A 17,526-nucleotide genomic window follows, 5' to 3' on the forward strand; every position below is an offset into this window, starting at 1 on the left:
CGGCGCTGCTTTCGCATTGCGCCGATGCCGGCTTGCGCGCCTTCAAGCTGGGTGAACTGGCGGTCGCTGATCTGCGCACCTTCGAAATGAAGGGCGGCAAATGGGCGAACCTGCGCCAGACCGCAAGCCGCGCCCAGCGCGACGGGCTGAGTTTCGAAGTCATCTCGGCGGAAGGGGTAACGTCCGTTTTCGACGACTTGTCCGCGGTTTCGAACGCCTGGCTACAAGACCATAATACCCGGGAGAAGGGCTTCTCGCTCGGCGCTTTCAAGCCCGATTACGTCAATTCGCAGCCAATCGGGGTGTTGAGGAAGGACGGCCGAATTGTTGCCTTTGCCAATATCCTTGTCACCGGAACCAAGTCCGAAGCCACGATCGACCTGATGCGCTTCTCGCCCGATGCGCCGAAAGGCGCCATGGACTTCCTCTTCGTGCAGATCATGGAATACCTGAGAGCGGAGGGCTACAAGCACTTCAACCTCGGCATGGCGCCGCTTTCAGGCATGTCGAAACGCGAAACGGCCCCTGTCTGGGACCGCATCGGCCGCACCGTCTTCGAGCACGGCGAGCGCTTCTACAATTTTAAAGGCCTTCGTGCCTTCAAATCGAAGTTCCACCCGCACTGGCAACCGCGCTATCTTGCGGTTTCAGGCGCGGGCAACCCAATGATAGCTTTGATGGATGTGACCTTTCTCATCGGGGGCGGACTGAAGGGAGTCGTCAGGAAATAATCGAAGCCGGCGAAGTTCGCGTGGGAAGAGCAGCCGGCGGCCGGCTCATCTGCTGGGAGCTGCCGAGCCAGCTCGTTGTTGCGAGAGACGACGGCACACGTCGGACGTCGCTGTAAGATCTGACTTTGCGAGAGGAAAACAGGCAATGGGAAAGGATCACATGAGGTTTTATTTGGCAGCAGCAGGAGTCCTTGCATCGACGGCAACTGCATCAGCAAGTTACTGGACGGGTCGTGATCTACACGATGCTTGTCAGCGAACGCCAAGCTTTGTGACAGGCTACGTTACCGGATGGGCAGACAAATGGTCGGCTGACAACCCGACCGGTGCAGACGGCCCCAAGGTCCATGACGCGCCAGGGTTCTGCTTAAGCCGTGATCTGACAGCTAGCCAATTATCAACAGCCTATTGCCAATACCTCAATGACCACCAAGACGCGCTTTCGCAAAGCTCCGATGAATCGTTGATCGATGCTTTGAGCAAGGCATTTCCGTGTCGGCAATGATGGGTGAGTTCAGTGGTAAGCAGTTTCGCTGCTTGCTTTCCACGTCAGCAGGGTAACAGTTGGTCGGCGCGCTCATGCTCCGTTCCAACTACCTTTATATAGCAGCCGCGCCGAAATGGCCTTTTTGTTCCGTGGATGGACGAGAGAAATGACCTAGTCGGCGGTTCGAGTCTACTCAAGAGCTCTGGCTGGAGCTTGCTGTTACCGTCAGGGTTCAGCTCCGTTCCGATTTTAATTTATTGAGCTGGCGGCCGAGAGCACATGCATCAGTGTGGCGTAGCGAACCTCGTTGGCTACAGGCTGTCACCTTCTATGACAGTACGTGGAACGTGACCGACCAAGTTTGAGCTGTGGTCGCGGCGAACACTATGGCCGGTCCGATCTTGTTTAAAATATAGATTTTCACTCAGGACGAGCCAGCCAGGCAAACAGTGAAAACCGACCCTGGAATAACTACATGACCGAGAGGAGCGGCGATCTAAGGTAAAGCATGCGGACGGTTAAGCGCAACGACAAGGTCTGGAAAGTCATCCTGGTGCATGGCTCATATTATCTGCAACATGAGGACGATGAACCGATCGGCCCGTTTTTCTCGCAGGGTCAAATCAATGAGTGGGCGGGTGCCTCGAATGTCGAACCAGATGAGGAGCCCGACAGTCAACCGATTCCGGATAAGCCAGTTTAGCGCTCTGCGTCTTATGAATTGAAACCGCTCTCGCGCGGCAAGCGCTTCCGCTTCGGTGCGGATAGAACGTGGCGTAGAGACGAAATGTGATGGCCCACCCCCGTGAGGCCATCCCATTCCGGCCTTTCGGCCCCCTTTTGCTGCCAAGCTACCCAGCAGAGAGGATACTTCAATCCCGAAATCTTATGAGTGGGGGTGTGCGAGAGAGTCGCCGGAGCGGCCGTTGACGTGCCGACGCCAAGTTTGGACGAGCGTGAATACGAGCGTCGTGCGAAACCATCCCTTGGCACGGCCTATACTGGGAGCGAACCAAACGACTAGCTCGCCTGCTTTTCTTTACTTGTCAGTCAGCGCTCGCCACGGAAGGCGGCTTATTATTCATTGGTGACGGGGCTTCGTCACCCTTAACATTGAATTCACGATCGGCGGCCTGGTTTGCATCAGTCAACTCAGCGGCTTCCGTCTCAACGGCCTCACCGTCCTCGTCTGCGCGAACCCAATGATCGAGATGCCGACCTCCCTGGCGGCCTTCTGTTCGCCAAATTTTGTAGGCTCGTTCGCGCTGTGCTTGCTCTCGGTCGTCCTTTAAATGCGCAAGTTCCAGTGAGAATGTCGCAGCCTCGCGGTCAAACTCCGGAACATCAAAGATAGCAGGGTCGAAGGCATAGACGAATGATTGCGGAAAAATGGCGCTCGACGAGAATGCCTCGGAGCGCCGTAAAAGCATCGGGATTTGTTGCAAAGCGCCGACGCCTGCTGGGTATATAGCCGAGATTCGTGGCGCAATTTCAACCGGCAATCGCCCCGACTAGCTTATCCCTACCCAGCCTCAGTCCCGCGGTGGAATAGGAAAATAACCTTTTCGCGTTACGGAAAATCAGCATTTACGATGACGATCATCCGTCTTGCTTCGGGAAATATGGGATACCCTCTAAGGGTAGCTACTAGCAAGAGAGACCGCTTGTCTGCTGGTAGGCCAGCCATTGTCGCCTTGATATGCCTCCGTCTTCAACCCTGTGACCAATCTGATCAAATCCGCTAGATTTCGCGCTCTCGTCTTCGCCATCACGTTGGCGCGGTGTACCTCGACTGGTAGCCTCCTCCTCCAGGGAGTCTCACGATGAATATAGCAACCTTTGTAAACCGTCCAATCGTTGAGCGGAATAACCAGAAAGCGGTCGAGCGTACGGTGGCGGGGAAGCCCCAGTTTCACACGGCCGACGACAGAGTTTACAGCGAAGGGCAGACCGCGAACAACGTCTACCGTGTCGAAAGCGGAGCCGTAAGGGTCTTTCGATACCTGCCGGACGGAAAGCGATACATCTTGTCCCTCTGTTCTTGCGGTGACTGGTTCGGGATCGAGGGAGGAAGCAGGAGATCGTGATTCGCCGAGGCAATTTGCGACGCGAACATCATACGGTACTCCACTGCCAACGCGGCCTGCCTGCCAGTCGATCTCCTCGCTTTGGCTTTCAAAGACTTGGCGACAGCCCACAATCGGCAACTCGCGATGCTACAACAGAGCGCTGTGGCGCGGACAGAGCGCTGTGGCGCGGGTTGCGGCGTTCATTGTTGAAATGGCCCAGCGGCTTGGAGCTTCGGAGTTCGAACTGTTCATGTGTCGGAGGGACGTGGCCGACTACCTCGCACTGACAATTGAAGCCGTGGCGAGATCGTTCACCACTCTCACGGCCTCGGGAGCGATCAGCCTCGAAGGGCACACCCATAGAAAGATAAGAATCTTGTCCTCAAGGCGGCTTCAAGAATTCGCCGAGTAAGGTGGAAATCTCGACCCCACCACACAGATAATCTGTAATCGCGAAGATCGGGGTAGGCGACATGAACGAGACGAAGCTACCAGACGGAGAGACGCAACGATCTCCTTACCAAGGGCGTGAAACACCGCGGGCTTTCAGGCGCAGCGGGATATCGTCGTGGTCGGCTCTCGGTCTTGGCGTTCTCCTTTTGCTTGCCGTCCTTCTCGTCGCAAACGGGTTGCGGGGAACGGCGTCGACCGCTCCTTTGAGATCGTCGGGAGGCCTCCAAACCGTGAAGGCCGCGGAGTTCCTGCACGCGGACCACCTCCTTAGGTAGAGAGACTACCGTAATATACTCCTTTTCAGGTCTGGCGGTGCTAACCTCTCTTCGGGGGACAGGCGAAATGGGCGAGGACGAATTCGAAAGTAGTCGGGCGACGGCACATTCGGGTCTGCGTCGCCTGATGCTGAAGCTGCCCGCGAGGCGACATCAGTTGGCAGCGCTCAGCACTGCATGCCCCGAGACGTTGCTCGATCTTTTCCAGGCTTATGATGGGCCTGTCTTGCACTCGAAGCTTTTCGTCGCGATTTCAATCGCCATCATCTCGTTGAAGAGTACGAGACCGTCTGTGGTGAGATGGAGCAGGAGATCAGCCAGGAACTGGAAAGGCGGCGAGCCGATTGACCCCGCTACGAGGTCTAGTCGATGCTTCTGCGGCGATCCAGCTTTATCTGCACGAGCATGCTGTGGCCCGCTATGATCAGCTCGTACAGAAAAGCGATCAGCGAAAGCATCAATGTGACCGCCGCGCCGCCGTCAGCCTCATTCGAATTCATATCATTTCTGAGCGCCACCTGCGATGGCACGTTTCGAGCAGGTGAAGCCTACAAGTCGACTGAGCGAGATTGTTCTGATCAATGGGGTGACTACAACGGTGAAGTTGGCCCGTGTCCGTCTTTGCCAACCCATTCCATGTTCGCGAGACCTATCTGCGTGAGAGCCTAAAGACAACGTGTAATGCTCACGACGAGCCGCAATGATCCTCTGCAGGTCATGCGGAGCTAGATGAGCTAAATGCCGCGAACTAGGAATGCGCACGTGTGTAACGACAATGCCTTTACGGACCTTGTAAAGATATTGTCGTTACACTATATAGATGCAAACAGGAGTTTGCCATGCCGACCTCACACACGAGCAAAAGCTCGGACGCAAGCGTGCCGCTGAATATGCGCATCAAGCCTGCGACCCGTAACTTGATCGATCGCGCCGCTGAGTTGCTTGGCAAGACGCGTACGGATTTCATGTTGGAAGCGTCCGAGCGCCGAGCCGAGGAAGTGCTGCTCGACCGCAGTATCTTCGCGGTAAGCCCCGAAATCTATGCTGAATACCTTGCCCGGCTCGATGCACCCCCGCAGCCCAATGAACGTTTAGCACGCACCATGTCGACCAAAGCACCGTGGGATGAGGCGTGACCCTCAGCGCACCGGCACCCCTGGCCGAACATCATGAGCTGGCTGAATTCAATTCCGGCGTCGCCGAACTGGACGACTGGTTGAGACGCCGCGCTCGTTCTAATCAAGCAAGCGGTGCATCGCGGACCTTCGTCGTGTGCGACGAGAGCCGCATCATCGCCTATTACGCACTCGCCTCCGGCGCCGTGAAGCAGCCGGAAGCGCCTGGCCGGTTTCGGCGCAACATGCCTGATCCAATTCCGGTCGCCGTGCTTGGTCGCCTCGCAATTGATGAATCCTACCAGGGGCGTGGTATCGGCAGGGCATTGGTCCGCGACGCGGGCCTGCGCCTGCTCAATGCCGCTGACGTACTCGGCATCCGAGGTATGCTCGTTCATGCGATTTCAGATGACGCACGAGCCTTCTATGAGGCCGTCGGCTTCCTGCCTTCTCCTTCCGACCCCATGATGCTGATGGTCGGATTGCATGACCTCAACAACGCGCTGAACCCTTAGGCGGAACTCATCAAAAGTTTCGGTTGAATGCATTCCATCTCGCCTCTAACTCGATGAATTTTTGGCAGAAGGTCCCGACATTGAATGAGGGCCGCTAATCCTAATCCCTTCAAGACCTCTAAAGCGCATCAATGACCTCTGCGCGCCTTGAGGTCGGTCAGCTGGCGCGGCCGCGGAGGCGAGAGCACGTCGAAGAATTCAGTGGCGATAGACTCTTAGTAGCCCGCCACTTCTCGAAGTAAAGCTGAAGCGGGGCATCACGATGCTACGCATCGAACGACAAGAGAGCTACCGCAATGCCGTCATAATGCCCATCGCGATTAAGGCCGGCCCTGCTATAAGGTGGAGGTGCGTGAGAAGCTGGCTCGGGAGGCGCTGGCGCAAGAGCCACGCTGATCCGCTCATCGTCCAGTACCAGGAGAGCGTGCCGAGGCCCACACCGCAGACGATCAGGATGTGGAAGAGGCCGCCGATCCGATCGGTCAGCGCGAGGGAGCCGGCGAAGGCGAGATAGGGCAGCAGCGTCATAGGGTTCGCCAGTGCCAACCCCGCCCCGGCGAAAAATGGTCTAAGTCCCCCTTTGGTGGGTGTCTTGTTGTCCCGGGTCCTAGGATGTCGGAATAGCGTCCATACACCGAGCAACACAAAAACCATCCCTGAGAAAAAATGAGATTGCGTTTGAAAGCCGGCGAAGGGTGCGGCCGAGACATGAGCGCCGAATACCGCCAAGGTCGCATAGAGGCCATGGGTCGTTGCTGCGCCTGCACCACTTGCCAACCCAGGTCCCACCCCTCGCACGAGACTCTGCTCCAGACACATCATGCTGACCGGTCCAAACGGCATAGCGATCGACAGCCCGAAGACGTAGCTTGAGATAAAATGATCCACGCCCACCCCTCTCGGTGTTCCCTAAAAAAACACCCTCTTTGGCATTCTTGTTTTGACGGTCGACACGTCAACATCGGAAGAAGAACATCCTGACTCCGGCTCCGCATCACCTGAACGAGTAGTGCTTGTTAAAATTTTGGCGCCACGTTATCGTATCGAGGCAAGATCAGCGTCGGTCACACGTCGGAACGTTTGTATGAAACCCTCAACATCGGAGCTGGACGGGCTGTCGGAGATCATCGGACTGATCTACGATACTATCCTAGATGAGACGATTTGGCCGGAAACGCTACAGAAGATCTGTAACTATACTGGTGGCACCGCTTCTCGCATCTATTGGCGTGATGCGACCAATGGCGTCGGCGAGACTGTCTATTCCTGGGGGATCGCGCCAGAGTTCCTCCGCTTGTATCGAGAGAAATTCGTCACCCTCAATCCCACCTACCCGGCGTCGATCTTTATTAAACCCGGAGACGTGTTTTCGAGCCGCGATCTCGTTCCCTCGGAAGAGTTTCAAGCCAGCCGTTTCTTTCGTGAATGGGCAGCCCCGCAAGGGTTTCTGGACGCCGCTATCTTCAACATTCAACGCTACGAGGCCAGCGCCGCGGCTTTCACGGTCATTACTGGCGATGGCTACGGCCTCGTCGACGAGACCTTGCGGGTGAGGCTGAAGAGGCTGGCGCCGCATCTGCAACGCTCCGCTATAATCCGCCGCGAATTTGGCAGACAGGAAAAGCGTATTCTCTCGCTGGAAGCGGCATTGAACCGGGTGGAGGCCGGTGTGTTCATTCTCGATCCGGGCGGCCGAGTGACCTGGACCAACGAGAATGCGCAATCTCTTCTAACCAGGGGCGACATCGTCCGCGACGACGCGTTCGGCTTAACGCTCTCCGACCCAAACGCCCATCGCCTGCTCCGCGAGGGATTGTCGGGCGACGGCGGCCAGCCGGAGCAACTACTTCAAGATCGTCCTGCACTGATCAAGTTGATCGACAGTCAGGGCGACGAATGGATCGCCTCTTTGATGCAACTGGCGCCGCGTTCGCAAACGCAAGCCACCTTCGAGCGGGTCGGTCGGTCGGCGCGCGCAGCATTGTTCGTGCGCCGCGCGGAGACCGTGCCGAAATCCGGAATTGAGGCCTGTGCGATCCTTTATGGCCTGACGCCCTCCGAGACGCGTGTCCTTCAGGCCGCGCTGGACATTCACACCGTCGCGGAGATGGCGAGCGCGCTGGGAGTTTCTCCGAACACCATCAAGAAGCATCTATCTGCGATCTTCGCGAAGATGGGTGTCAGCCGCCGCGCGGGCCTCATCCGCCTCGTCATGGCCGCCCGCCCTTAATCCGAACGGCGAACAAGGCGGCTTCACGCTTTTTTGTATCAGAGACGCTGCGAAGCTGCCGACAAACTACAATGGCGATTGTGGTGGCGAACCGAGCTGATAAGCAGCTGCCAGATTCTCTACCGGCGCACCGCCCCCATTAGCGTCTTTCTGGTTCCGGACCTTGCTCCTGGTCTCAATGATTTAAAACAAAGCGGAAAGATTGCGCCGTCCATCCACCACTCGGACGATCTCGGTTGTATGAACAGGCCCATCCTCGGTGTCGGGCTTTGCTCGTAAACAGTAACGTAGGGCGCCTCCACCAACACCCGGGCAGTGCGGAACATTTCCAGGTGACGCTTCGCCTACAGGATGGCGCAGCCCGGTCGCCGCCGTCCTCGAGCAGTGATCGAAGTGTTGCTGCGATGAACTATCTGCGAAGGAGCTATGGCCTTTACGGGGTCGCGTCCAGAGGTACGGGATCCCCTTCTGGTGCGGGCTGAGGGGCATCGCCAGGCTTACCGTCTTCGTTTTCCAAACCGAGTTGATTAAGAATAAGGTCTTTGATCCGCTGCTCGATTGCCTCTCGATCCTTCAGGCCCATCGCAGCTAGCTTGTCTTCGGTTAGCTCGCGTTCTTTCGGAAGAAATAGCGGATACGTTCAGCTGGCGTCATGTTGGACACCTTCAGGAATTCATCAGCTGCGTCGGGCTCTTCGTCTTTGCTAAGAGCGGTGCGATTAGGCTTTTGGTCCAGCACAACGCCGTTGCTCTCCATCAACCACAGCGCGTCCGCGAGTTTCGAGCCATATCGAGGATCAAGTGAAACAGACGGGGGATTTCCACCTGCTTTCCCCTGCTGTGCTTCCCGGACAGTGTCCTGCCCCGGCACGCGGGAAGTCGACTGCAAGTGCAGGGGGACTCTGGCGTTGCCCGTAACGATCATCGTGTTGATTCCCTTGGTTTTGCCTCTGAACATCGCATCGACGGCTTGCTCAGGGCTGGTCGTTTTGCCGACGAACGCGTTCGCAGACGAGGTCTCTTCTTCCGGCCGTGCTCAGTGTTGGAAGTGCGCCGAGGCCCGGTGGATCCTATCTGGCGCCAGTCGACGCGCGATGGAGAGCGACGGACATCAGCAAAGGCCGACCTCCGAAAAAGGGCCGTTAGGCTTGAAGCCGGCGTCTACGCTAAGAACTGCGCCGTTTATCAGGACCAGCCAGGAAAGCGACTGCGTTGGCGATTTCCCCGGGGTTCGCCAAAGCGTCCAAGCGAGGTGAGACTTCTCTGATAGTCAACATCACGCTCCGCCAGGGCCGAGAGAGATGATCCGGACGTCGGACGATAGATTTGAAATTGCTGCCCGCGCAAAGAGAACAGGAGTGCGAACGTTGACTTCATGCATAGCCTGCGGTCGGAGAGTACCAGATCCGCGTTCATGGGTGCGGTCCCAATGACTGCGCCGTTGACCAGAAAATGAAGCTGTGGCGGCTCTTGCAGTGCTTTTTGCACGAGAACTCGACTAAGGCTGGGCTGCCAACGACTTGCTATAGATCGCTACATGAATCGCGATAAGGCGCCGCATATCCTCAACATCCTGGGCGGCGTAGCGCAAGCCCCGCATGCCATAGGTGAGCGTCAGAGCATAATCCTCGGGCGAAGCGGGTATCGGCCAGCTCTCCACGCTCGCCTGGAGGATCTCTACGACCAGAGCCTGGAAGTTTCGATAGACTTGGCGGACGGCGGGAAATTGCAAATCGAAGAGATCGGCCGCATCTGGAAACGCGGCCGCGAGTTCGACGCCATGCATGCCCCAGCTCGTGCAGGCGTGAAGCAGCTTTTCGTCGAGCGGGCAAATCTTCGCCGTAGCCGTCCTGATCTTAGTCAGCGCCTGCGCGTCCATGTTTTCGATGACGCGGCTGAAGATCGCTTCCTTGTCCCTAAACTGGAGGTAAAGAGACGGGCGGGACATCCCGGCCGCCTTAGCGATATCGCCCATGGTTGTGCGAGCGAAACCGTAACGCACGAAAACATACTCTGCAGCCCCGACGATATGGTCTTCTTTTTCAGCTCTGGCGTCCATGCCTTACCTTGACATTTAGACAAAAATTGTCAACTGATGACAAAATGACGGAAAATGTCAGGAGGTAAAGTATGCAGGATGTCGAGTTGCCCGAGCATCTTTTGAACGAGGCGGTGGAGCGGCTGGGGGGTGGCCCCGTGGTCATGGTGAACCTCCTGACCTCCAGGAAGAGCCCGCTCTACCCGGACGGCTTTGCGGATAGGAAGTCCTCCGCGCGTGCCGCCTACTACGAAGGTTACGCCGGCGCATTCGGCCAGATCGCGGCGAGGCTTGGGATCGAATATGAGCTGGTTCATGCGGGCAGCCAGCTCCTGACCCTTGTGCCGCTCGAACAGGAAAGCTGGGACGACATCGTCATCGTGCGCTATCGCAGCCTTTCGGATCTGCGCCGGATCACTGAAACCGAGGATTACGCGCGCCAAGCCGCGCCCCATCGTGTGGCAGCCATTGCGGCATGGCGGTTCATCGCGACCCGTTCGTGAATTGCGGGCTGGTCCTAGCGGCGATTTCGGAGCTATTGGTGCGTACGGCTTATCGACGATATGCGATTCCGGACGGGCGCCACGACATGAAAGGCTGCACATGGATTGGAACGACCTTCGTTATTTTCTGACTGTTGCCCGCACCGCGAGCCTCACCCAGGCCGCGTCGGAACTCAAGGTCAGCCAATCCACGGTTAGCCGACGCATTGTCGAACTGGAGGACGATCTCGGCGTGGCGCTGTTTCAGCGCCATCAGACCGGTTATTTCCTGACGGATGAGGGGCGGGAGGTGCTGCGCCATGCCGAGCAGGTCGAAGATAGCATCCTGGCCCTAGAGCGCGGCGCGGTCGGCCTCGACAAGGATCCGCAGGGCGTCGTGCGGCTTGCGACATCGGAAAATCTGGCGACCGATCTGATCATCCCGGCACTCCCTGCCTTCTGCGAGCGCTATCCCGGCATCTGTCTCGAGATCATCACCAGCACGGTTGCCGCCGAACTTGGTCGGCGCGAGGCCGATATCGCGCTACGCGTTGTTCGACCGACCCGCGGCAATCTGACGATCAGGAGTGTCGGACGCATGACCTATTCGGTCTATGGCAGCCGGGCCTATCTCGACCGCCATCCCTATGTCGAGGGAGAACCGCTAGGCGGCCGGCGTTTCATCACCTGGGACGACAGCCATGCCTTTATGCCGGCCGCAGCCTGGCTGAAGCGGGAGCATCCCGGTTGCAAGATCGCCCTCGTCACCAGCAGCCTGCCGTCGCAAATCGTAGCCGTGCGGGCCGGTTTGGGCCTGGCCGTGATTCCCGATTTCCTAGCAGTTGGAGACGATCTCGTTCCCGTCATTCCGTCGGAGCGGATGTTCAGCAACAAGGTCTGGCTGGTCACCCATGCCGATCTTGTGGCCTCGGCGCGCGTGAGAGCGGTCGGGGATTTTCTGGCCGATCGGGTAATGCGCACCAATCTCGACCTTTCCAGGCGCCCCCCCGACGGCTGAGAGCCGGCCACGACGGCGGCGTGCCCGGATCGTCTGCATCAGTCGGGCTGAAATGCTTTCCAGAGCCCGTAGGAATCCTCGATAAAGTTATAGCTGCTGACCTTCCCATCGCGCACGGAGCAGATCGCCGCAAAGTCGCTCGCGAAGGTCTTGCCCTCGGTGAGAATGCGATGGCGGAAATGGCCCGTGACGACGACCGTATCGCCATTTTCGAAGATCCGCTCGACATAAAAATCGAGAGGCTCGAAATGATCGGGAAAGACCGCCATCCAGGCCCGCACCGCATCCTTCCCATGGCGGATGCCGATCGTGGGAACGTCGGAAGCGCCCTGCACTTTCCAAACCACGTCGTCGGTAAGGCAGTTGAGCGTCTTGTCCACATCCTTGCGGAAGAACGTATCGAGATAATGCTGGACGACCTGTGCGGCCGTCCTCTCCTGTATATCTGTCATCTTGAAATCTCCGGGCCGCGTCGCGGCGCATTATTTTGCTTCAACTTAGCGGTGGCCGCCGGCAAAGACGAAGAATTCGCCGGTCGTCCAGCTGGATTCGTCAGAGGCGAGGAAAATTGCCGCCGGCGTCACGTCGTCGGCCGTGCCCAGTCGTTTGAGCGGCGTTCTGGCCGTCACTGCGGGGCCGAAGTCCGTCTTAAGGAAGCCACCGGCCTGGACGCCTTCTGTATCGACAACGCCGGGCTTGATCGCATTGACGCGGATATTGCGGGGCGCGAGTTCGTTGGACAGCGCCCGCGTCAATCCGTCGATCGCGCCCTTGCTGGCTGTGTAGACGGAAGCGTTTTCCGGGCCGAAAATCGTTACCGTCGAGGACATGTTCACAATGCTGCCGCCCTCCGGCATGTATTTCACGGCCTCCATAGCCGAAGACGTTCAACTCCATATGCCAGCGGAAGAGCTCGATGGAGAGGTTTTCGAGCGGCTGGAAGTCATAGACGCCAGCATTGTTGACGAGCACGTCGACGCGGCCATAAGCGCGGTTCGCTTCGGCGAAGAGCGCCTCCACCTGTGCCGGATTGCTCATGTCTGCCTTGACGGCAATGGCTTGGCCGCTCTTCGCCTCGATATCCGCCACCACATGGTCGGCCGCATCCTTGCTGGCCGCATAGTTGACCACCACCGAGGCTCCCTCGACGGCAAGGCCCCTCGCGATTGCTGCGCCGAGGCCCTTGGAAGCGCCGGTAATGACAGCGACCTTCCCTTTCAATCGATCTGTCATGATCCTTATCCTCTTGGTTTGGTTGTCGCTATTCGGACGCTCCCGCGCATCGATCAGGACGTTTGCGACGTCTTGTCGGCCCAAAGATCGACGGCGCCCATGCGGTCCGCACCCTGCGTGGCCAGCATCCAGCCCGGATATTCCGGCGGCAACTCGCTAACGGCGTCGAGCTTGGCGCTTTCGTCCTCGGTGAGGGTGATATCCACTGCGGCGATATTATCCTCGAGTTGGCTCAGCCGCTTCGCGCCGACGATGATGGAGGTGACGACAGGCTTGGAAAGAAGCCAGGCAAGCGCGATGCGGGCTGGGCTGCAGCCATGGGCTTCAGCAATCGGCTTCAGCACGTCGATCACATTCCAGGCGCGCTCCTTGTCGACAATAGGGAAATCGAAAGAGGAGCGGCGCGAACCTTCGGGCGACTGGTTTTCCCGGCTGAACTTGCCCGACAGAAGGCCGCCGGCAAGCGGGCTCCAGACGAGAAGGCCCATTTTCTCGGCTTCGAGAAGCGGCCGCAATTCGCGCTCCAAATCTCGTCCGGCGACCGAGTAATAGGCCTGCAGCGTTGTGAAACGCTCCAGATTGAGGCGGGCGGAAACACCCAGCGCGGTCGCAATGCGCCAGGCTTGCCAGTTGGACACGCCGAGATAGCGGACCTTGCCCTGGCGTACCAGATCGTCCAGTGCCCGCAGCGTTTCCTCCACCGGCGTCAGGATATCCGTGGCGTGGACCTGATAGAGATCGATGTGATCGGTCTGAAGCCGGTTGAGGCTGGCGTCCACGGCATCCATGATGTGCCCGCGCGACGCGCCGACATCGTTCCGGCCTGGTCCCATGCGGCTATAGACCTTGGTGGCCAGGACCATCTCGTTTCTGGGTATCCCGAGATTCTTGAAGGACTGGCCGAGCGTGCGCTCGCTGGCACCAGCTGAATAGACGTCGGCAGTATCGAAAAAGTTGATCCCAGCGTCGATGCTGGCCTTGACCAGTTCGTCGGCGCCGCTCTGGCCGACATCGCCGATATGTTCGTAGATGCCGGTGCCGTCGCTAAAAGTCATCGTTCCCAGGCAAAGCTGCGAAACCAGAAGACCGGTATTGCCGAGTGGCTTGTACTTCATTTTACGCTCCTTTAGACGCGTCAATCCGTTCGGACAGGAAGGTCCGCTCCGCGTCAGTTGTGATTGATGGGGTGTAAGCTGCCTAGCGCTCGGCGCGATCAGGCTGCGTCACTTCTGTCGGGCGCGCCGAATATCTCGTTGATGCGCAGCGAGTCCTTGAATTCCTTGCCGCTTGCGATCTTCCCGTCCCGGAAGCGCAGCAGGAAATGATAATGGTTCCGGTAGTGCCGGCCATCCTTCATCGGCAGATCGCCCTCGGCGACGATCGCCAAGCGATCGCTCTCGCCGGTGATTTCGTGATACTCCAGCCTGAGTGGGCCGGAGGCGTTTTGTAAAAGCTTGGGCAAGTTTTTGAGATATGACCCCTTAGCGTGCAAGCCCGAAAACTTATTTCCGGGCATGATCCACCAGGTCATATCCTCGGTGCTGAGCTTCGACATCGTGTCGGTATCGCATCGTGCAAGCGCATCCAGAAAGTCCTTAGCGACGTCCTCGTGGTGCTTTCTATCCATGGCCTATCTCCTTCCGAGCCATTCGTCATGACATCACACGACCTGACTTAGGCGCTCAAATTTCGAAAAAAACGGCAAAAAATGCTTAACCGTTTTTCAAATTTGGAAAACTGGGAGGGTGCAAGCGCACAGACATCGGAGGCTTGGGAGGAATCGCCAGAAGAGGGAGCCATCCACCTCATCAAGCTCAGTGCCATCGATCGGTTCGCGTGCTTCGCTTTGCAGAAATCGTTTTGGTCTGAGGTATCGCGATGCGGATTTGCTACGCGAGATGATTGGCTTTGCAGCCGAGAAGCTGATGGAGCTGGAGGTCGGCGCAAAGACTGGAGCGGCCTACGGGGAAAAAATGACTTTCGACTTGCACAGCGTAACGGCTATCGCGACCGCAATTGGGAGACCCGAGCTGGTACCGTTGAACTGCGAATTCCAAAGCGGCGCACTGGCAGTTCCTTCCCTAGCTTTCTGGAGCCGCGCCGCATGGCCGAGAAGGCGCTGACCGCGGTGATCCAGGAAGCCTATATCCAGGGTGTTTCGACCCTCTCGGTGGACGATCTGGTCAGGGCGATGGGTATGAGCGGCATCTCCAAAAGCCAGGTCTCCAGGCTGTGCGAGGAAATCCGACAAGGTGAAGGCCTTTCTCTCCCGGCCCATCGAAGGCGAGGGGCCATACCTTTGGATCGATGCCACCTATCTCAAGGTCCCGCGCGGCGGACGCATCGTCTCCACCGCGGTGATCATCGCCATCGGCGTCAACACGGAAGACGGCAGGGCAATGGCGATCGCACAGATGATGATCGTGGAAATGATCAACGGCGGGCTGGCCCAGCTCTCGATAAACGGCTTTCGAGGGGTGCGGATGACATGAATGATTAGCGTCTGGGTCAGGATTGGTTCCACGAACCACCCGTTTGAAATAGCGACGCATTTGTCCAGGCATCGACGACAAACGGCATGGTGAAATAAGTCGAATAATCGAAGATCGAGCTGATCGGCCCGATGAACAGCATAAAGCGCATGTATTGCCGATTTCCCATTTTCGGGGACGCAGGAAGATCGACGCGCCGAGAACGCTGAACATGTTGCCGAAGTTCGAGCTTGCGCCCATCTTAATGTATTTGACGATGTTGCCGAAAGACGCGTCGGCCCTCGATGACATCGTTCAAGATGGCCAGGTTTTTTTAGAGCAGGATAATATCTGCGGATTCCTTGGCGATATCGACCGCCGTGTCCACGGATATTGCGACATCGGCGGTCTTCAATGCCGGACCAACGTGATTTCATCGCCCATGAAGCCGACAACGTGATCTCTGGCCTGCCGAGCAGCGACGATGCGGGCCTTCTGGCAGGACGACACCTTGGCGAAGGCGTTCGCTTTCTCTACTGCGTCCCCAATTTCCATGTCACTCATTGCTTCCAGATCGTGCCCGAGTAAGAGACCGGAAATATCGAGACCCACATCCCGGCAGGTCTCGCGCGTCACCAGATCGTTATCCCCGGTCAGAATTTTGACAGCCACGCCGGATGCACGGAGCGCAGCGAGTGCGGCGGCGGCCGTTTCTGGCGGGGTCGAGGAAAGCAATAAAGCCTTGCAGCGTCAATCCGGTTTCATGGACGGCTTCATAGGTTGGGGTAGCGCGGCAGTGCCAGGAACAGCGCCATCGCGCCGCCGTTAGTCTTCGCCTATCTGTTGGATATCCAGGTTGGGAGGAGGGCCGGCACTGACAAGTGACAGAGGGATGACATCCGAAGCCGACCGCCTCTGTTGCGACCGCGCCGGGCGTTTCAGTGGGCGCAATCAGCTTTGCCACCGTCAGATCGGGCACGAGATCTGTGTATGTCTTAATAGCCCATTGAAAAGGGCGCCTCCCGGTCAGGGAGAGGCACCCCTTTCGTGCTGAAAGTTGAGGGCGTTCTGCATGGTGGAGATTTAAGGAACGAGCGAAGTTTTTCCAGCACCTTCGGAAGGAAAAGATCTTGGATCGGTTAACGACTAGGCGCACCCCATCGCCTCTTCAACTATTGGCCGGTCGACTGGTGACGACTACCTGACCGAAAATATTCTCATTTATTGGCCCAATGGCACTAATTGAGCGTATGCTAGAAACAAATGACTTTCGACTGCGCGTGAGAGCGTGCGTTTCACTTCAACGGACGGTGACCGGGCCGATGACAGCTGCATTCACGAACGCCCTCCAACTTAGTGAGCCTTCTCCAGAGCAGGTCAGGGATCAACTCACACGCATGTTGAGCAGTCAGAACCTCGAACTGCCGCAGCGTGGACGTAAATTTCTGCAATTCGTCGTCGATGAAACTCTGGATGGCAGGCAGGGATACATCAAAGCGGTGACTATCGCTCAACTTGTGTTCGGTCGGGATGCATCCTTCGATGCACAGGCCGACCCTTGTGTCCGGATCGAAGCAAGTCGCATCCGCCGCGAGTTGGAGCGATACTACCTGCTCCAGGGTTCGGAAGACGACATTGTCATAACCGTTCCCAAAGGGGCATACGTTCCAACCTTTCGGATGAGAACGATGCCGAAGGGACAGGCAATATCTGCACCAACAAAGCCTCTGGCCTTGCCTGAGGATCCGATACGCAAAGCCGGCTTGGAGCCTTGGCAATGGGTCGTGGGTGCCGTGACCATCGGAAGCTTTGTGCTCGTCCACGGTCTGGTTCTGATGGACAGTCCGAGCTCAGCGATCACAACGACCATGCAATCGATCGCCGTCGAACCATTTGAGCCTATGTCCCCGGACTCAGACACGGTAGGCATATCTCTGAGTTTTACATATGAGGTTGTGAGCAAGCTGGTGCCAATCAAGAAGCTTGTCGTAAAGGCCGGTCGTACCTCGAGTTCGAACGATAGCCTCTATCTGCTCCAAGGGGCGGTGCTACTGGAGGGACGGCGACTAAGGTTGGCGACCCGGTTGGTGAGGCGTTCGGATGGCGCTGTCGTTTGGGCTGAAAATTATGACGACGAGCTGGACAGGAAGCCATCGTTTGCAATCCAATCGGACATCGCGGAGAAAATCGCCAAGTCCGTTGCGCGTCCGCTTGGCATCGGTAAGGAGTGAGCGTCAAAAGCGCGTTGTTTTCAGACCGGCAGGATGTTAGCCCACTGCCCCATCATCACGCGGATGGTTGGTAGCGAGCGCGGGAAAGGGCCCATCGCGGGGTGGGCGATGAGCCTCTAGGCCCGTACAGGGAAAACAAGCCCAACCGACAATGGATTGACGCCCCGAATGTTCCACCA

At 57.7% G+C, this 17,526-nt stretch carries 19 protein-coding genes and 2 pseudogenes; 12 read left to right on the top strand and 9 right to left on the bottom strand.

Annotated features, from left to right (window positions below; all coding sequences use genetic code 11):
* The 3 genes from AC1DF8_RS27605 to AC1DF8_RS27615 form a co-directional block, all read left to right on the top strand.
* The coding region (locus tag AC1DF8_RS27605; RefSeq protein ID WP_478155798.1) for a phosphatidylglycerol lysyltransferase domain-containing protein at positions 1–731 on the top strand (731 nt) is incomplete at its 5' end.
* 145 nt (positions 732–876) lie between these two features.
* Positions 877–1,236 carry a Rap1a/Tai family immunity protein gene (locus tag AC1DF8_RS27610; protein ID WP_478155799.1) on the top strand — a complete coding sequence of 120 codons (360 nt, stop codon included), beginning with the start codon at positions 877–879 and terminating at the stop codon, positions 1,234–1,236.
* 490 nt (positions 1,237–1,726) lie between these two features.
* Positions 1,727–1,921 carry a hypothetical protein gene (locus AC1DF8_RS27615; protein WP_018114734.1) on the top strand — a complete coding sequence of 65 codons (195 nt, stop codon included), beginning with the start codon at positions 1,727–1,729 and terminating at the stop codon, positions 1,919–1,921.
* Between the two features lie 343 nt (positions 1,922–2,264).
* Here the strand turns inward: AC1DF8_RS27615 and AC1DF8_RS27620 are convergent, their stop codons facing one another.
* Positions 2,265–2,720, bottom strand: a complete 456-nt coding sequence (locus AC1DF8_RS27620) for a DUF2934 domain-containing protein (RefSeq protein ID WP_246715764.1) — start codon at positions 2,718–2,720, stop codon at positions 2,265–2,267.
* Positions 2,721–3,041: 321 nt separating this feature from the next.
* Between AC1DF8_RS27620 and AC1DF8_RS27625 the strand changes: the two genes are divergently transcribed.
* From AC1DF8_RS27625 to AC1DF8_RS27640, 4 genes are all read left to right on the top strand, one after another.
* Positions 3,042–3,305, top strand: a complete 264-nt coding sequence (locus tag AC1DF8_RS27625) for a cyclic nucleotide-binding domain-containing protein (protein WP_478155800.1) — start codon at positions 3,042–3,044, stop codon at positions 3,303–3,305.
* A gap of 193 nt (positions 3,306–3,498) precedes the next feature.
* On the top strand, positions 3,499–3,699 hold the full coding sequence (locus AC1DF8_RS27630) for a helix-turn-helix domain-containing protein (protein ID WP_246715783.1): 201 nt from the start codon (positions 3,499–3,501) through the stop codon (positions 3,697–3,699).
* A gap of 1,155 nt (positions 3,700–4,854) precedes the next feature.
* On the top strand, positions 4,855–5,151 hold the full coding sequence (locus tag AC1DF8_RS27635) for a type II toxin-antitoxin system TacA family antitoxin (protein WP_478155801.1): 297 nt from the start codon (positions 4,855–4,857) through the stop codon (positions 5,149–5,151).
* Positions 5,148–5,645, top strand: a complete 498-nt coding sequence (locus tag AC1DF8_RS27640) for a GNAT family N-acetyltransferase (protein ID WP_478155802.1) — start codon at positions 5,148–5,150, stop codon at positions 5,643–5,645. Before AC1DF8_RS27635 ends, AC1DF8_RS27640 begins: the two co-directional genes overlap by 4 nt.
* Positions 5,646–5,933: 288 nt before the next feature.
* Here AC1DF8_RS27640 and AC1DF8_RS27645 read toward each other — a convergent pair whose 3' ends face one another.
* On the bottom strand, positions 5,934–6,533 hold the full coding sequence (locus tag AC1DF8_RS27645; RefSeq protein WP_478155803.1) for a LysE family translocator: 600 nt from the start codon (positions 6,531–6,533) through the stop codon (positions 5,934–5,936).
* Between the two features lie 196 nt (positions 6,534–6,729).
* Between AC1DF8_RS27645 and AC1DF8_RS27650 the strand changes: the two genes are divergently transcribed.
* Positions 6,730–7,875 carry a helix-turn-helix transcriptional regulator gene (locus tag AC1DF8_RS27650; protein WP_478155804.1) on the top strand — a complete coding sequence of 382 codons (1,146 nt, stop codon included), beginning with the start codon at positions 6,730–6,732 and terminating at the stop codon, positions 7,873–7,875.
* 603 nt (positions 7,876–8,478) lie between these two features.
* On the opposite strand, the gene AC1DF8_RS27655 is transcribed toward AC1DF8_RS27650, so the two are convergent.
* Together AC1DF8_RS27655 and AC1DF8_RS27660 are read right to left on the bottom strand one after the other, a co-directional pair.
* Positions 8,479–8,799, bottom strand: a complete 321-nt coding sequence (locus AC1DF8_RS27655; RefSeq protein WP_478155805.1) for a hypothetical protein — start codon at positions 8,797–8,799, stop codon at positions 8,479–8,481.
* Positions 8,800–9,372: 573 nt separating this feature from the next.
* On the bottom strand, positions 9,373–9,933 hold the full coding sequence (locus tag AC1DF8_RS27660) for a TetR/AcrR family transcriptional regulator (protein ID WP_478155806.1): 561 nt from the start codon (positions 9,931–9,933) through the stop codon (positions 9,373–9,375).
* A 71-nt stretch (positions 9,934–10,004) separates the two neighbouring features.
* On the opposite strand from AC1DF8_RS27660, the gene AC1DF8_RS27665 reads away from it, so the two are divergent.
* Both AC1DF8_RS27665 and AC1DF8_RS27670 read left to right on the top strand, forming a co-directional pair.
* Positions 10,005–10,415: a DUF1330 domain-containing protein gene (locus tag AC1DF8_RS27665; protein WP_478155807.1), complete on the top strand. Its 411-nt coding sequence runs from the start codon at positions 10,005–10,007 to the stop codon at positions 10,413–10,415.
* 100 nt (positions 10,416–10,515) lie between these two features.
* Positions 10,516–11,412 (top strand): LysR family transcriptional regulator, encoded by an 897-nt coding sequence (locus AC1DF8_RS27670; RefSeq protein ID WP_113207479.1) that lies wholly within the window; start codon positions 10,516–10,518, stop codon positions 11,410–11,412.
* A 38-nt stretch (positions 11,413–11,450) separates the two neighbouring features.
* On the opposite strand, the gene AC1DF8_RS27675 is transcribed toward AC1DF8_RS27670, so the two are convergent.
* The 4 genes and pseudogenes from AC1DF8_RS27675 to AC1DF8_RS27690 form a co-directional block, all read right to left on the bottom strand.
* A complete protein-coding gene (locus tag AC1DF8_RS27675) occupies positions 11,451–11,864 on the bottom strand; it encodes a nuclear transport factor 2 family protein (RefSeq protein WP_478155808.1) in 414 nt (137 codons plus the stop codon).
* A 45-nt stretch (positions 11,865–11,909) separates the two neighbouring features.
* A pseudogene (locus AC1DF8_RS27680) lies at positions 11,910–12,645 on the bottom strand (SDR family NAD(P)-dependent oxidoreductase).
* A gap of 53 nt (positions 12,646–12,698) precedes the next feature.
* The gene (locus tag AC1DF8_RS27685) at positions 12,699–13,760 is read right to left on the bottom strand and encodes an aldo/keto reductase (protein ID WP_478155809.1); all 1,062 of its coding nucleotides are present in this window, start codon (positions 13,758–13,760) and stop codon (positions 12,699–12,701) included.
* Between the two features lie 98 nt (positions 13,761–13,858).
* Entirely contained in the window at positions 13,859–14,272 is a 414-nt protein-coding gene (locus AC1DF8_RS27690) for a nuclear transport factor 2 family protein (protein ID WP_478155810.1), read from the bottom strand.
* An 81-nt stretch (positions 14,273–14,353) separates the two neighbouring features.
* Between AC1DF8_RS27690 and AC1DF8_RS27695 the strand changes: the two are divergent.
* Positions 14,354–15,137 (top strand): annotated as a pseudogene (locus tag AC1DF8_RS27695) (transposase).
* 390 nt (positions 15,138–15,527) lie between these two features.
* Here AC1DF8_RS27695 and AC1DF8_RS27700 read toward each other — a convergent pair.
* Complete coding sequence (locus AC1DF8_RS27700; protein ID WP_478155811.1) at positions 15,528–15,851, bottom strand: hypothetical protein; 324 nt, start codon at positions 15,849–15,851, stop codon at positions 15,528–15,530.
* 587 nt (positions 15,852–16,438) lie between these two features.
* Between AC1DF8_RS27700 and AC1DF8_RS27705 the strand changes: the two genes are divergently transcribed.
* Positions 16,439–17,347, top strand: coding sequence for a hypothetical protein (locus tag AC1DF8_RS27705; RefSeq protein WP_113115854.1), 909 nt, complete (start codon positions 16,439–16,441; stop codon positions 17,345–17,347).
* The last annotated feature ends 179 nt before the right edge of the window (positions 17,348–17,526 follow it).

Source organism: Rhizobium sp. 05N49, from assembly GCF_056396805.1.

Coding starts and splice junctions, on each gene's coding strand:
- AC1DF8_RS27685 (WP_478155809.1), bottom strand. CDS start 13,760: ATGAAGTACAAGCCACTCGGCAATACCGGTCTTCTGGTTTCGCAGCTT.
- AC1DF8_RS27635 (WP_478155801.1), top strand. CDS start 4,855: ATGCCGACCTCACACACGAGCAAAAGCTCGGACGCAAGCGTGCCGCTG.
- AC1DF8_RS27630 (WP_246715783.1), top strand. CDS start 3,499: ATGGCCCAGCGGCTTGGAGCTTCGGAGTTCGAACTGTTCATGTGTCGG.
- AC1DF8_RS27665 (WP_478155807.1), top strand. CDS start 10,005: ATGCAGGATGTCGAGTTGCCCGAGCATCTTTTGAACGAGGCGGTGGAG.
- AC1DF8_RS27670 (WP_113207479.1), top strand. CDS start 10,516: ATGGATTGGAACGACCTTCGTTATTTTCTGACTGTTGCCCGCACCGCG.
- AC1DF8_RS27675 (WP_478155808.1), bottom strand. CDS start 11,864: ATGACAGATATACAGGAGAGGACGGCCGCACAGGTCGTCCAGCATTAT.
- AC1DF8_RS27610 (WP_478155799.1), top strand. CDS start 877: ATGGGAAAGGATCACATGAGGTTTTATTTGGCAGCAGCAGGAGTCCTT.
- AC1DF8_RS27690 (WP_478155810.1), bottom strand. CDS start 14,272: ATGGATAGAAAGCACCACGAGGACGTCGCTAAGGACTTTCTGGATGCG.
- AC1DF8_RS27660 (WP_478155806.1), bottom strand. CDS start 9,933: ATGGACGCCAGAGCTGAAAAAGAAGACCATATCGTCGGGGCTGCAGAG.
- AC1DF8_RS27650 (WP_478155804.1), top strand. CDS start 6,730: ATGAAACCCTCAACATCGGAGCTGGACGGGCTGTCGGAGATCATCGGA.
- AC1DF8_RS27705 (WP_113115854.1), top strand. CDS start 16,439: ATGACAGCTGCATTCACGAACGCCCTCCAACTTAGTGAGCCTTCTCCA.
- AC1DF8_RS27655 (WP_478155805.1), bottom strand. CDS start 8,799: ATGATCGTTACGGGCAACGCCAGAGTCCCCCTGCACTTGCAGTCGACT.
- AC1DF8_RS27615 (WP_018114734.1), top strand. CDS start 1,727: ATGCGGACGGTTAAGCGCAACGACAAGGTCTGGAAAGTCATCCTGGTG.
- AC1DF8_RS27625 (WP_478155800.1), top strand. CDS start 3,042: ATGAATATAGCAACCTTTGTAAACCGTCCAATCGTTGAGCGGAATAAC.